The 13,135-nt window shown below is 56.6% G+C and carries 14 protein-coding genes and 2 pseudogenes; 9 read left to right on the top strand and 7 right to left on the bottom strand.

Annotated elements, in window-relative coordinates; all coding sequences use genetic code 11:
* Positions 1 to 1,028 precede the first annotated feature (1,028 nt).
* The 3 genes from GGQ85_RS19705 to GGQ85_RS19695 all read left to right on the top strand — a co-directional run bounded on the left by GGQ85_RS19705 (position 1,029) and on the right by GGQ85_RS19695 (position 2,596).
* Complete coding sequence (locus tag GGQ85_RS19705; protein ID WP_173816079.1) at positions 1,029 to 1,205, top strand: hypothetical protein; 177 nt, start codon at positions 1,029 to 1,031, stop codon at positions 1,203 to 1,205.
* Between the two features lie 450 nt (positions 1,206 to 1,655).
* Positions 1,656 to 1,826 (top strand): hypothetical protein, encoded by a 171-nt coding sequence (locus GGQ85_RS19700; protein WP_158081511.1) that lies wholly within the window; start codon positions 1,656 to 1,658, stop codon positions 1,824 to 1,826.
* 407 nt (positions 1,827 to 2,233) lie between these two features.
* On the top strand, positions 2,234 to 2,596 hold the full coding sequence (locus tag GGQ85_RS19695) for a DUF768 domain-containing protein (RefSeq protein WP_139372861.1): 363 nt from the start codon (positions 2,234 to 2,236) through the stop codon (positions 2,594 to 2,596).
* A gap of 226 nt (positions 2,597 to 2,822) precedes the next feature.
* On the opposite strand, the pseudogene GGQ85_RS20995 reads toward GGQ85_RS19695, so the two are convergent.
* The 6 genes and pseudogenes from GGQ85_RS20995 to GGQ85_RS19675 all read right to left on the bottom strand — a co-directional run.
* A pseudogene (locus GGQ85_RS20995) lies at positions 2,823 to 2,962 on the bottom strand (IS3 family transposase); the annotation flags it as partial.
* Positions 2,963 to 2,972: 10 nt separating this feature from the next.
* Complete coding sequence (locus GGQ85_RS19690; protein ID WP_079446487.1) at positions 2,973 to 3,449, bottom strand: hypothetical protein; 477 nt, start codon at positions 3,447 to 3,449, stop codon at positions 2,973 to 2,975.
* Positions 3,450 to 3,865: 416 nt separating this feature from the next.
* Positions 3,866 to 4,855 carry a transaldolase gene (locus tag GGQ85_RS19685; RefSeq protein ID WP_309775942.1) on the bottom strand — a complete coding sequence of 330 codons (990 nt, stop codon included), beginning with the start codon at positions 4,853 to 4,855 and terminating at the stop codon, positions 3,866 to 3,868.
* Between the two features lie 785 nt (positions 4,856 to 5,640).
* A complete protein-coding gene (locus GGQ85_RS19680) occupies positions 5,641 to 6,297 on the bottom strand; it encodes an ATP-binding protein (RefSeq protein ID WP_309775941.1) in 657 nt (218 codons plus the stop codon).
* A gap of 76 nt (positions 6,298 to 6,373) precedes the next feature.
* The gene (locus GGQ85_RS20990) at positions 6,374 to 6,775 is read right to left on the bottom strand and encodes a GlcG/HbpS family heme-binding protein (RefSeq protein ID WP_374708933.1); all 402 of its coding nucleotides are present in this window, start codon (positions 6,773 to 6,775) and stop codon (positions 6,374 to 6,376) included.
* A 151-nt stretch (positions 6,776 to 6,926) separates the two neighbouring features.
* Complete coding sequence (locus tag GGQ85_RS19675) at positions 6,927 to 7,325, bottom strand: DUF488 domain-containing protein (protein WP_309775940.1); 399 nt, start codon at positions 7,323 to 7,325, stop codon at positions 6,927 to 6,929.
* A gap of 111 nt (positions 7,326 to 7,436) precedes the next feature.
* On the opposite strand from GGQ85_RS19675, the gene GGQ85_RS19670 reads away from it, so the two are divergent.
* Together GGQ85_RS19670 and GGQ85_RS19665 are read left to right on the top strand one after the other, a co-directional pair.
* Positions 7,437 to 7,937, top strand: a complete 501-nt coding sequence (locus GGQ85_RS19670) for a LysR family transcriptional regulator (RefSeq protein WP_309775939.1) — start codon at positions 7,437 to 7,439, stop codon at positions 7,935 to 7,937.
* Positions 7,938 to 8,421: 484 nt separating this feature from the next.
* Positions 8,422 to 8,547, top strand: coding sequence for a hypothetical protein (locus tag GGQ85_RS19665; protein ID WP_274533952.1), 126 nt, complete (start codon positions 8,422 to 8,424; stop codon positions 8,545 to 8,547).
* On the opposite strand, the gene GGQ85_RS19660 is transcribed toward GGQ85_RS19665, so the two are convergent.
* Complete coding sequence (locus tag GGQ85_RS19660) at positions 8,505 to 9,254, bottom strand: integrase core domain-containing protein (protein ID WP_244553454.1); 750 nt, start codon at positions 9,252 to 9,254, stop codon at positions 8,505 to 8,507. The genes GGQ85_RS19665 and GGQ85_RS19660 overlap by 43 nt on opposite strands.
* Before the next feature lie 602 nt (positions 9,255 to 9,856).
* Between GGQ85_RS19660 and GGQ85_RS19655 the strand changes: the two genes are divergently transcribed.
* The 4 genes and pseudogenes from GGQ85_RS19655 (at position 9,857) to GGQ85_RS19640 (ending at position 12,914) form a co-directional block, all read left to right on the top strand.
* Positions 9,857 to 11,413: a SulP family inorganic anion transporter gene (locus GGQ85_RS19655; protein WP_309775938.1), complete on the top strand. Its 1,557-nt coding sequence runs from the start codon at positions 9,857 to 9,859 to the stop codon at positions 11,411 to 11,413.
* A 70-nt stretch (positions 11,414 to 11,483) separates the two neighbouring features.
* A pseudogene (locus GGQ85_RS20985) lies at positions 11,484 to 11,977 on the top strand (SOS response-associated peptidase family protein); the annotation flags it as partial.
* 68 nt (positions 11,978 to 12,045) lie between these two features.
* Complete coding sequence (locus tag GGQ85_RS19645) at positions 12,046 to 12,267, top strand: hypothetical protein (protein ID WP_309775936.1); 222 nt, start codon at positions 12,046 to 12,048, stop codon at positions 12,265 to 12,267.
* A complete protein-coding gene (locus tag GGQ85_RS19640) occupies positions 12,264 to 12,914 on the top strand; it encodes a carbonic anhydrase (protein WP_309775935.1) in 651 nt (216 codons plus the stop codon). The genes GGQ85_RS19645 and GGQ85_RS19640 overlap by 4 nt, the downstream gene beginning before the upstream one ends.
* Positions 12,915 to 13,135 lie beyond the last annotated feature (221 nt).

Raw genomic sequence — 13,135 nt, 5'->3', positions numbered from 1 at the left:
TCTCCAAAAAGCCGACCACCCATGAATCATTGAAAACGTGATTCGAGAATCCTGTTGAGACGATCCATCTAATAAATCTGCCAAAGTAGTGCTAGAGCAACGAAACAATACCGAACTGGTCGTTGGGTCGAGCGTCTTCTTTGCCGGAAGGTGCGACTGCTCGATGACAAGACTGTGCCTACCGCAAATCAAATCCGGACATATTGATGGTGCAGTCCGTCCAGGATCGGATGGCAGAAAATGCTGTCTCGGTGGTCCGTGACATCGGCGCGTCCTTGTTCAATGACAAATGGGTGCGCGAGCCACTGTAGTAGCTCATTTACGAGAGCAGCACGTGACACAAATGGCGTTTGCCGAAGTGTCACCGGCGGAATAAAATCCGGCCACGATTTGCGAACGCAGGAAGAGATTGTTCTGCACCAGGCGAGACACAGCTGACCGCACGATGGGGGACATCATACCGCGCGACCATGGACATACTGGTGCGCGGTAGATGTGCTGCACTACGTTGTGCTCAGAGAAATACCTAAGGCGCACGCCTTCGCTGCCGTTGCACCGGGAGTTCGCTTTAGCTTTTTAGCGATCTTGGCTACGCCAGCCTTTGCTTCGCGAGTGCCTTGAGAGTGCGATCGTCGTCGTTCGTCCAGTCGCGGCGAACTGCCGCTTTCTTTTTGGACAAAACTTCGCTCCTAATTTGTTACTGTCGCGGTGTAGCAGATAGCCACCGGCGCAAACCAACGCGAGTCATCATCATTTGCCGCGAACCTGTGGGTCCATGATGAAGCGTAAAAGTTCGTGGCGATTACGGCTGGTCAGGGCGTAAAGATATATCCTTGATATTTCTTTTTAGAGGTGTAGATTTGACTCGTGGCGAGGGTCCTAGTCCCTTCCTTCGCCGCAAACTCCGTGATCCGGTACGAGTACCAGTAGGTACCGGGTCGCTCTGCTCACTTCACGAAGATGGAACGGTAGCTTGATTTTGGTTCTGTACACCAACCAAACTAACGAGGGGCTGAGAAAGGTTCTCAATGAATACCGTTGATCAAGTTCAAAAAGCAGCCGAATTGCAAAAGGACGCCGAAGACTTCGCCAACAGGCAGGCTGATCCGCGTTCCAGTGCGAGCCTTGTGCCAATGCTTGTCGCCGGGGTTGTTCTAACTTTTGGAGGGATGATTGCCGCCTTGGCCTTTACTTCAGTGACTTAAAATATAGGTCAATATCGAGGTCGGTCACCTGTGACCTGCTCATGCGGAGGGAGACGAGTGCAATGGCCATGCACTACGCCAGCCCCGAAGAAGTTTTTGATCTCGCACCATTGAGTCCGAAGCTGAAGGACGCGCGGACAACCGCCGTCGTAAAATCGGAAGCGTTCGAGGTCGTGCGCCTCATCGTTCACGCTGGCACGGATATCAAGGCGCACCAAGTTGATGGTCCCATCACGCTGCATTGCCTGGAAGGTCGGCTCTGCTCGGCTTGCCTGAAACGTCACTTGAACTTTCGGCAGGTCAATGGGTGTATCTCGAAGGGGGCGTTCCGCACTCGCTCAGGGGAATCGAGGATACGTCGTTACTGCTCACGATTCTTTGTCTTCTCCGGAAAGTTCCGGCCCTCTCAGTGATCAAAGGGAAAGAGGTGGCCATGAAAGATGAGGTGACATGAAGATAGTTGTAGCAACAATTCTAGTCATCGGAACATTGGTTGGCATTAGCGCGCTGGTGTCTGCTGCTTACAAAACGGATAAAGCTGCTCCTTTTGTCAGCAGTGTGTGGCATCAGCACGAAGAATTGACGCGGCGTGCAATATACGTCTCCATTGTCGTGAGTTAATGGTAGTTGGAGACCTGACACTCCTTAACGCCTTCTGCCGCGGGAAACTGCTTCAGCCTACGATAGGTTTGCCCGGCTGACGGGTAGCATAGTCGCGGCTGAGATTTACCGGAGTTGTTTGATCATGAATCGCAATAATGAAGTGTGCCCAGGCGGTGTCCCCCCAATCAGGAACGCACCAGATATCGAGAGGCCGCTAACGGTCGAGGATTTGGTGGCGGAGTTGAGCCAGTGGCACGGTGATGATCAAGTGGTGTTCCGATCGACCTCGGATGGTAGCGCGCTGCGGTTCTGTTGTTTTCGATCACCCGAGGCCGGAATCCTTGAGATCAATCTCAACGACTAGCATGGATGGGCGACAGCGGCGCGCTTCACGCTTGCTTGCCTACTAACGGATGGAGGGCACCTTGGGCGACAAGGTTCGTACATTCGTTGACCTTTGGGTCCAGTCTCACATCCACGCCGAGGGTTATCAGGCGAAGGGGGATACCAGGCTTGCTAAGGCGCTTGTTTGTAAGTGCCTTGAGATGGCTAAAACGGAGGGCATATCAGCCAACGATATCGAAGCTGAGTTCGGCGATATCATTGAGTATGTTCAGTGGCAGATTAAACGTGTAAACAAGGATTTCGCCATGAGCGTGACGGATATCGATAGGGCAAATAACCGACGTATCGATCAACAGTTGGAAGAAGGCTTGATCGACTCATTTCCGGCATCCGATCCCGTAAGTGTGACGCAGCCCAGCAAATCCAGATTCGAATTTCGCTAAGATTTGCTAAGGCCGGATCTCCAGCGCGGCTGAATGCAACCGCACCAACATTTCCTGCAACTCGGGACAACTGCTCCGCTTTGCGGATCGCGGCATGAGCACTCTGACATTTCGTAGCTTCGGCTGTGAATCGGCACAGAGGTCAGATCGCTGCAGGTGCCAACAGTAACGCCATAAAGACAATCAAAAAAAGCCGGTCGGAGTGGAGTCACGATCGGCGCCAATCGTGATCGTAGCAATTGCCCTTGCCGCTCGTTACGGGATGATGCCGTGCGCTTTCAAGAGCCGCTGATAGTCATACGAACAATATTCGCTGCCGCGACTGCGCGCCGCATTCAGTGCAGCAAAACCCTCAGGCTTGTTTCTTTGTCCTCACTCACTTCGCCGCCGGCGTCACCGCGTCGAAGCGATAGCTCGCATGGCAGGCGACACAGGCCGACAGCTGCGTGCTGAGTGTCGCTAGCACCTGCTCGCGGCTCGTACCCGAGTCGGCTGCGGTAGCAATCTCATCGAAGCGCTTATGGACGCTGAGCCCTAGCTGCTTGAACTCGAGTGGCAACTTGGCCATCAGTGCCGGATTGACGTCGGCGGCCGTTGCCATACCGCTCGCGCGCGCCGCCTGCGCAACCTGCTTCATGTCGCCTTCCTTCACCCCCTCGACGACAATCTGCACGGTCTCAAGCATACTGCGCATTTCGGAGAGCACGAGATTGCGCTCATCCGATCCCAGCAGAACAGTCGTGCGTCCGTCGGGCGCCACTTGCGTCTGACCGCGAACGAAGAAGAATGCGGCGACGGCAATGGTAACAAACCAAATGGCAATGGCAGTGATGGACAGCACTCGTGCAGTCATAGATGATTCTCCTGCCGCACATGAATAGCAGTTGTTGCCGGTGAGTGACAGCCATCCTCGCGTCGCTGATGCTCGGCGATGCCCTCAAGGCACATTGCGGGCCGACCCCCAAAAAGAGAGCCACTGGACGGTTTTTTCTCCGCCCGCGCCCGCATTAAGCCGGCGCCCCGTGGCCTACTTTGTCACCGCCACGTACAAAATGATGCGTCTGCACATCGCCCTTCTTGGCCATCGTTCTGCCATAGGCTGGGCAGATGCATTCGCACGCAAGACCAAGCAGATATCTTTGATATCGACGAGCCGGCCATCGACGGAGGCACCGCTTTGTTTGACGGAGTTGAGATGCCTAAAGCTGGAATGCCAGCGACGCTCTCTCATAGAGTCAGGCGTAAGGGACGTTGTTGTTGCTGACTGCTTCAGCTCGCTTTTCGGATCGCCGCGCTCTTGGATTCGATACGACCCATCAGATCCTTCCAAGACTTGACAAAGGACTTAGCGCCATCGTTCTGCAGCTTAATGGCGAGCGCGCCGATATCGATACCGGCCCTTACGAAGTCAGTGAGAGCTCTCTCGCAGTTGCCCCCGTCAGGAGCGAGCGTGGTGTCAACCTCGCCGTGGTCGTCGAAGGCTTCGAGCGTAGCGTCGGGTATTGTGTTAATCGTGAAAGGTGCCGCGAGTGCTTTGATGTAAAGGATATCGGAGGCGCGCGGATCCTTGGTGCCGGTACTGGCCCATAGCAGGCGCTGCGGCAGCGCACCCGCGTTCGCTGCGCGCAGGAAGCGCGGGGATGCGAGCAACTCTCGATAAGCCTTGTAGGTCCGCTGGGCGACCGCTATGCCGAGCCGGTTGGCTAGCTCGCCCGGAACCTTGCCGGCGACCGCGATGTCCCAGCGACTGACAAAGAGCGAGGCGACCGAGGCGACCGCCGGGTTCAGTCCCGCAGCAATTCGCCGCTCGACGCCGCGTAGATAGGCGTCGGCCGTCGCGACATATTGCTCCCAAGAAAAAAGCAGCGTGACGTTGATCGGGACGCCAGCAAAGATAGCCGCCTCAATGGCAGGTAGCCCTTCCGCAGTTCCAGGAATCTTGATGAACAAGTTGGGCTTGCCGCCACGCCGGTGAAGATCACACGCCGCCTTAAGAGTGCTGCCGGTGTCATGGGCTAAGAGAGGCGAAACCTCAAGCGACACCCAACCATCGATCCCGTTTGTCCGGGCGAAGACAGGTTGGAACAGTTCGGCAGCCCTGGTCAGATCTTCCAATGCCAAGTCGAAGAAAACCTCCTCCGTTCCTTTCGTCGACAATGCATTCCTGGAAATATCGGCGTCATAGGTCGTGCTGTTTTTGATCGCATGATCGAAAATCGTGGGGTTCGATGTTAGTCCCGTCACCGCGAACTCGTCAATGTACTGTTACAAGATGCGGTTGTTCAGAAAATCGCGGCTGATGTTGTCGAGCCACAAGCTTTGACCTAGATCGTGAAGCGCCTTTGTCGGTTTCATCGCGTCATCTCCGTTCTAAGTTGGTAGCCCACCGACTGCCGCACCATCCCGGGGCGGGTCTTTCGCAGGGGCGAACAATCGTCAGGCGTTGGCGATCGCTCGTCAATCCGACGTCGTGTTCGACCTAGAAGAGCGGCATCAAGCTTCAAGTACCGTTGTGCCGATCGTTTCCAACTGAGGTCCCGCAGCATAGCTCGGCGTTGAAGACGCTTCCAAGCCTGGCCGTCGTGATAAACTAACATCGAGTTTTCTTCCGCGTCATCAGGCGTCGCTTTGGCAAACGCTAGCAAAGCCGAAATCATCGCCAGCATTCACTGTCCCCGGATCCTGCCGTGGATCACAACTTACGCGCCATTGGCGACGAGCCGCGGCACGACGTCCAGGACGACGCCCGCGATTTTCTGATGGGTCAGCCGATTGAACATAGGTTATGAGCGGTGCATTCGTAGCCTGCGAGGGTCTCGTGACGGAGAGCTCGCCTCTCAGACGCAAAGAGATAACGGATATGCGCAGTAATGCAGTTTGAGCCAAAAGGCCCAACTATGTCAGCAGGCCTCCAATTGAGGTACATTTTTCTTCGCTTCAATTGCGGGCAAAACAGAGGTCGAAGGCGGTGCCATGACCCACGTTGCTATCAACATACAAGCGTCCGCCAATCTGACGAATGAAGGCACAAACTTGAGGAATGCCTAAGCCAGTCCCGTTCTACCTTTGGTGGTAAAGAACGGCTCAAATATGTTCTTCATTATGTCATTGGTCATACCCAAGCCGTTGTCCTTCACCCGAACGCGGACATAGGCTGCTGCGACCCCTCCTTCACCGTTATCTGCTTCTCGATCCAGGCTGGTGGTCGTGACCTCAATTACGCCTCCGTTCGGCATAGCATCACGTGCGTTAATGACGAGATTCAAAATCGCGACCGCGAATTGCGGTGGATCTAAAAAGCATTTTGGTAGATTGGGAGAAAATTGGAAGTCGATGCGGACCGATGAACCACTGGCGTATTGCAGCAGCAACTCCAAATTGGCGAGTAGCTCGTTCACGTCCGCCGCGGAAACAGGAAGCTCGTTTTGGCGCGCAACGGTGAGAAGTTCGGATGTCAGTCGCAATCCGCGATCGACTCCCTCCCGCGCGCCCCCAATGAAAGCACGTATCTTGTCCGGGTCGCCTATGTTCTGCTCTGCCAATCCTAAACACGAATCGATTAACGCGAGGATATTTCTCAAGTCATGCGCAATTCCGATATTCGCCTCTCCTATACTCGAAAGTATTTGGGCGCCTCGTGCTGACTGCTCCGCCAACCGACCCTCAAACTTTCTGGCCAGCGAACCGACGCTCGGCCTCATGTTATTTCCCGATCTCATTTGGATTCCCCGCTCTCAATGAGCAGGTTGGTCCGCCCAGGCACAAGAGCTGGTTCCGTCATCGTTTCCTGGATCGCCGCGATGCCGGCTCTTGCGCACTCCTCGTCCTGCTCTGCTGTAGCGGCTCCACTGACGCCACACCCCCCTGAACAACACCCCTTTGAAAGACAGGAAGTCCACCGCGTTGGCCCCGAGGCGGAACGACGTAAGAGATCGGCCTCAATCCATGCCTCTGAATCCGTTCCATCAATCGATCACTGGGAAGACCGCTAACCGCTGCAGCAACCGCCTTTCCTATGGAGCAGCGGTCCGCCTCCCACCCGCGAGATCGATCCATTTGGTTTAATGCGATAAGGCGGCCGGTGTTGTCACACACCGCCACGCTAATGTTGATGCCAAGTTCGCGAGCTCGCCAGATTGCCTGATCCACGATCTTTCGGGCCTTCAAAAGGGAAAGCATTATCTTGTCCTAACTTATCTTGGTGTGCGCTCGTTCCGCACCTTGCGGCGCGAAGCCATGCACAGCTTCGTCGACAAGATACGTCTCCCAATAAACGCAGACAAACGAGTAAAAATGCCAGTTCACTGCAAAACCATTGCTGTCACTCTGGTCACCGCGAGCGCAAGTACCAACGAAGGGGCCACTTGCCGATGAGAACCTCTCGGAGGACGACTGCACCATTGTGCGCCTCGTCACGGGCCGCATACACTAACGTAATAGGGTTCTCGCGCGCGAGTCCCCGAATCTCCCCGAGCATTTCAGACTTTTCCTGAAGTTCTGCGGTGTAGCGCCGGCGGAATTCCATCCAGCGCTCGGGATCGTGCGCAAACCATGTTCGCAATTGGGTACTGGGCGCGACCTCCTTGGCCCATCGATCAACAGCGGCCGCTTTTTTTGTGAGCCCGCGTGGCCAAAGCCGATCCACGAGGATGCGAATGCCGTCATCCAACGAAGGCTTCTCATAGGCCCGCTTAACCTGAACGTGGATCGTGCAATCCTCCTCACTCATAATTTCGAGCTGCAAACGTTACAGTTTCTCGCCTAATCTGGCCATTGGAACAGCCCAACAACAAAGACGAATTTCTTTGACTTTTGTCCTCAATGTTTATGCTATGAAAAAATGGATATCGAGCTCGCCAGGACCTTTATCGAGATCGTCGGCACGGGAAGCTTCATCAAGGCGGCCGATCGGCTGCATGTCGCACAAACGACGGTTAGCGCACGCGTGCGCCTCCTCGAGCAACAGCTCGGACGGCCGCTTTTCATTCGAAATAAGGGTGGTGCAAGCCTTCCCCCAGCGGGCGAGCAATTCCTGCGCTTCGCGCCGGCCTTCGTACAACTATGGCAGCGCGCAAAACAGCAAGTGGCAGTCCCCGAAGGTCATCGTGTCGTTTTGACAATTGGCAGCGAGGTTAGCCTGTGGGAGCCGCTTCTTGTCGATTGGGTCAGAAGGATGCGGCACTCACATCCGGATATAGCGCTTCGTGTTCATGTCGACGTTCCTCGCGATCTAATCGCACACGTGGCAGCCGGACTCGTGGACATTGCGGTCGTGTATGCCCCCCAGCATCGACCATGGTTAGAGATCAACTTGTTGAAGAGGAAGAGCTCGTACTGGTAACAACCGACCTCGCATCATATCACACAAACAATCCTCGCTACGTTCACGTCGATTGGGGAGCAGACTTTTCTCTTCATCATGCGGCAAGTTTTCCCGATGCGACCCACGGGTTGGTGGTCAATCTTGGTTCGCTGGCTCTTAATTATCTTCTACTTGAGGGGGGCTCTGGTTACTTCAGAAAGCATGCGGTTCAGTCCCTTTTAGTGTCGGGAGAACTCTATCTGGTCCCCGACGCACCTCAATTCTCTTTCCCAGTCTATGCTGTACACTCAGTAAACATTGATGCGGCTACCTTGGGTATCGCGCTTGCAATGCTGCGCAGAGCGGCGAAGGTGGAGGGGGAATAAGCAGTCTTACAGCTCAGTGCGCTTCCCTTGTATTAGGTTCGGCCCCGTCCTTCAACGAGCGGATGCGCGTCAGCGGTTCGCAAATGAGCCGCGTCAACATATAAGCCAGCGTCGTTTGACACGGAAGTCGACAAGCCATGCGCATTGACCATTTCAGGCGGGCGCAGACCGCATGGCCTCTCCTTGCCCGCCGGGTCATCAACGGTCTGCCGCCATATACTTATCGGGAGATTTGCGACGAGGTCGGCGTGCATTGGCTGTAGACACTCTCCAGCTGGATAAGGAGCTCGCCCGACGGGCTTGGGATTGCTTGGCTGCTCGGTAAGCTTCGCTGTTCGGCTCGCTGTCCAATCGCGGGCCCTGGTATGGAAATGGCCGAGAGGGCGATAAGCGGTGCGAGGAACAGCCATATTGTGAAGGAGGAGTGTTTCCTGACAAACATTCGTAGTTCTCCTCCACATCTTTCTGGCCGAATGCGGCTCTGTGCGCCTTCGGAACTATGATGCGCTTGCTTATGGCTGTGCCTGTCGCAAATCAAATCCGAATATATTGGTGATGCAGCCCGCCCAGGATTGGAAGGCGAAGAATACGCCCTTCTCTGAGCCGTGCGTGATTTCGGCGCGTCCTTGTTCAATGACAAATGGGTGCGCGTGCCGTTGTAGTAGCTCATGTACGAGAGCAGCACGTGACGCAGATGGCGTTCGCCGAATACCACGATATGATCAACGCATTCCCTGCGGATCGATCCGATCAGCCGTTCAGCATACGCATTTTGCCACGGTGAGCGAGGAGATGTCGGACGATCTCGAATGCCGATGGATTGAACGCGGCGGATAAATATCTCGCCATAAGCTCCATCGCGGTCCCGGATCAGGTCACGAGGGGCCTGCTCCCAGCCACACGCCTCCGTCAGTTGATTGGCGATCCATTCAGCCGTCGGATGCGCGGTCACCCCAAACCACAGAATCATCTATCCTTACGACGACCTGACCAAAGCCGGCTAACGCGGTCGAAGCCGCGAACGGTTGGTGCTTCTGATACGTTTCCGGTAAATGGCCACCCACGCAAAGTTTCGCTGACGTACCGTTGGCCGGTCCGCACCACCAGAGCAGCAATCTCGCTAAGCCTATGCGGCTGGTGAACTCCTCGAACGCCTCTCATGTTCAGGTTCGCACCGGTAACGCGGCCAAACGTCCTCGGCCTCGCCGGCGTATTCAGCGACTAGAAACCGGAAGAGACGGAGCCGCTGGTTATCGTCGGAATTCCGCACGTAAAAGATGCTCATGGTTCCATGAACGCAATTCGCCCATGACAATCCACAAGGGACGACTCTCCTGCCACCCGGTCACTAGCGGCAACCTAGAATGCAAATGGCCCGAAGCTCTGCCCGGGCCAAGGCTTTCCGCGCTCTCCTTGCAAGCTGGCCGTTGAGCAGCGTGGACATGTAGACCATTGCGCCATTAGGCTCCGTAAAAGAATTCAAGCATGGAACCCAGCGTTCGGCGCCACCAGAGTGGTGGGCGAGGTTCTCTCACTACTTCTACAATTTTCAGGGTCGAGAAGGAGACTTTCATGCTTCTGTTGAAGGTGCCGATTGCGCGATTTATCTGGCATGACGTTTTCGCATCCGCCGTCGTTTTCCTTGTGGCGCTGCCGCTTTCGATGGGCATTGCGATCGCCTCCGGCGTGCCCATGGAAAAGGCCGTTTCCGTGGGCTTGGTGACGGCGATCATTGGCGGCCTTGTCGTCGGACCGCTCTCGGGCAGTCCCTTGCAGGTGAGCGGCCCCGCCGCTGGCCTCACAGTAATGGTCGTCGATTTCATTCAGAAATATGGATTCGAGACTCTCGGGATCATCGTGATGATCGGCGGGCTTGTTCAGATTGTTGCGGGGCTCTTTCGGCTGGGTCCTGTATTCCGCGCCGTGTCGCCGGCGCTCATTCAGGGAATGCTCGCGGGCATCGGCGTGCTGATCTTCGCCTCGCAGTTTCACGTCATGGTCGACGACATTCCGCCCGGCACCGGCAAGGAGTTTGGCGGCATCCTCAATCTGTGGCTCATTCCGGCAGCAGTTTTCAAAGGCGTCACCGAACCAGCGCATCGGCCCGCCGCCGTCATCGGCCTCCTCACGATTGCGATCCTCTCTCTATGGGCGGCCCTTGCCCCAAAAGCGCTAAGGCTCGTGCCGGCCGCGCTTCTTGGCGTCGTCGCCGCCACGGCGGCGACGTCCTCATTCGATCTCGACGTGAGGTACGTGCCTGTGCCGGAGCGGCTGCTCGACGCGGCGCGCGCGCCACGCCTTGCCGATCTTGACGCCCTGCGCGACATCGGCGTGTGGCTCGCCGGTCTGTCCCTCGCCTTCGTCGCCAGCGCCGAATCGCTGCTTACCGCCACGGCCGCAGACTCCCTCCAGCGCCATGCCGTGCGCACGGGTTACAACCGCGAACTTATCGCGCAGGGGACCGGCAATATCCTGTGTGGCCTCCTGAACGTCCTGCCGGTCACCGGCGTGATCGTGCGCACCTCCGCCAACGTTATGGCGGGCGCGCGCACACGCCTTTCGAGTTTCCTGCATGGCGCCTGGATACTGCTCTTCGTGCTGTTGCTGCCGCAACTCCTCAGCATGATTCCCGTCGCCGCTCTCGCCGCCATCCTCGTCTACACCGGGGCGAAGCTCGTGAAAGTGGATTTCGCCAAAGACCTCTGGCGGCAGGATCGTATCGAAACCCTCGTCTTCGGCGTCACCTTCGCAGGCGTCGTCGGATTTGACCTCCTCACAGGCATCTTGCTTGGCGTCGGCGTGTCGCTGGCCAGGCTTGTTTACACTTTCTCTCATCTCGCCATTCGGGTCGAAAAGAATGACACTTCACGGTTCGTACATATGTTTCTGGACGGCGCCGCGACGTTCATCCGCCTCCCGAGATTCGCGGGTGCGTTGGAAGAGATTCCGCCAGGTTATGACGCGCACATCCATCTGGGCCGACTTACCTATATCGATCACGCCTGTCTGACGATGCTCATAGATTGGGGCAAGAATTTCGAAGCCGCAGGCGGTCGTCTCCATCTTGACCGGGACATATTGCACCGCCTCTTCGAGGAACAGGCATCGCCCTCGGCGAATGCGACCTGAGCATGACTTACTCTCCGAAGCGGCGCGCCTCGCTCTCGCCCGGTGGCTGCGGCCCTGTCCCGCGGTAGGAATGTGCAATCTCTATTCGATGACGAAGAACGTCGACGCGATCCGTCGGCTATCGCGGGGCGATGAAAAAGCCGAGTCGGCAACCTGCCATCCTTGCCCGGTATCTTCCCCGACTACCCTGCCCCGATCGTGCGTAACGCGCCCGGCGAGCGCGAGATCGTCATGGAGGTAGAGCGCGCGGCAAAGTTAGAAGCCAACGGAAAGCCTGTCTTTCAGGCGGCTGCTGCGATCAGACCCTGACAGCGATGTAACGAACATCCGCAACACCTCGAGCATGCATTGGCAGCGATGGTTTGGCCCTGAAAACGGTGCCTCGTGCCGTTCAGATCGTTTTCCGAATACGACACGATCGATGGCAAGAAGGTAGCCGTCTGGTTTGCGATCAACGAGACGCGTCCGATGCTCACATTCGCCGGCATCTGGACCAACTGGACATGCACAGCAGAGGTCTATGGCTTCCTGACCTGTCAGCCGAACGCCGAAGTCGGCAAGGTACTGGCGACGGACGGGAGGCTAATGTTGTGAACGACGCTCAGCGCGTTATAATAGTCGGACTGGTCCTGATGGTCGGCGCAACGATGGCATTTGTTTTTTTACATTTTGGCCAAGGCCAGTTTTGTCGCGAGGACAATATCACGATCCATGTCCTGTCTGGTCAGGACGAAGATTCTGCATTCGGACCCGAATATGGACTTGATACGAAGGAAGGAATTCCCGACGTTCTGTTGAGGCTGATATTCCCGATGTTTCTATTTGCGGGTGCCGCTCTTGTTGGTGCGACATGAGCGCTTTCCCGCAACGCCTGATCGACGGCTATCGCGCCTTCATCACACAACGGCTACCGATCGAGCAATCACGCTATCGCGCGCTGTCAGAACGAGGGCAGTCGCCTGAGACGATGGTGGTCGGCTGCTGCGATTCGCGCGTTTCGCCGGAGGTGATTTTCGATGCCAAGCCCGGCGAACTGTTCGTCGTGCGCAACATTGCCAACCTGGTGCCCGTCTATCAGCCCGACGCCAACGCCCATGGTATCTCGGCTGCGCTGGAATTCGGGGTGGAAGTGCTCAAGGTGAAGCACATCGTGATCCTCGGTCACGCGCAATGCGGCGGCATCAGCGCTATCATCAACAAGGCCGCGCCGCTGTCGTCCGGCGACTTCATCGGCCGGTGGATGGCAACGCTCATCAAGCCCGACGAGGTCGTCGAACAGCGCGAACGGGAGACGATGAAAGAATTCGCCACCCGCATCGAAAAGGCGGCGGTATTCCGCAGCATCGAGAACCTGATGACCTTTCCCTTCGTGCAGAAATCCGTAGAGAGGGGGCACCTTCGCTTGCATGGAGCCTATTTCGGCATCGCCGAGGGTTCGCTCTACGCGCTCGATCTGGAGACCAATGAGTTCCGCAGCATTGGGGACGACAGCCTCGTCTGACTGGTTCGGAGCATGGCGCGCTCCTGCCCGCCGCCTCGGGCGGTGAGCTCGAGCATCCCGCACCGATGCCCTAGATAGGACTATGGACTTGCTGGTCCAACCTAGGCTCAGGACCCATTAATTTTTTTGCGGAGAGGCGTTCCGGCTGATTCATTGGCGTTGCTGGGAGACGCCCGTGATGTCCGATTTGTTTCTGCTCACCGAGGCGCAGATGCGCGGTA

The sequence above is a fragment of the Nitrobacter vulgaris genome, from assembly GCF_031453995.1.
In the GTDB taxonomy this organism is placed as follows: domain Bacteria; phylum Pseudomonadota; class Alphaproteobacteria; order Rhizobiales; family Xanthobacteraceae; genus Nitrobacter; species Nitrobacter vulgaris.
Note: the sequence above shows the minus strand (reverse complement) of the source record. Positions and strands in the feature narration are given on the sequence as shown.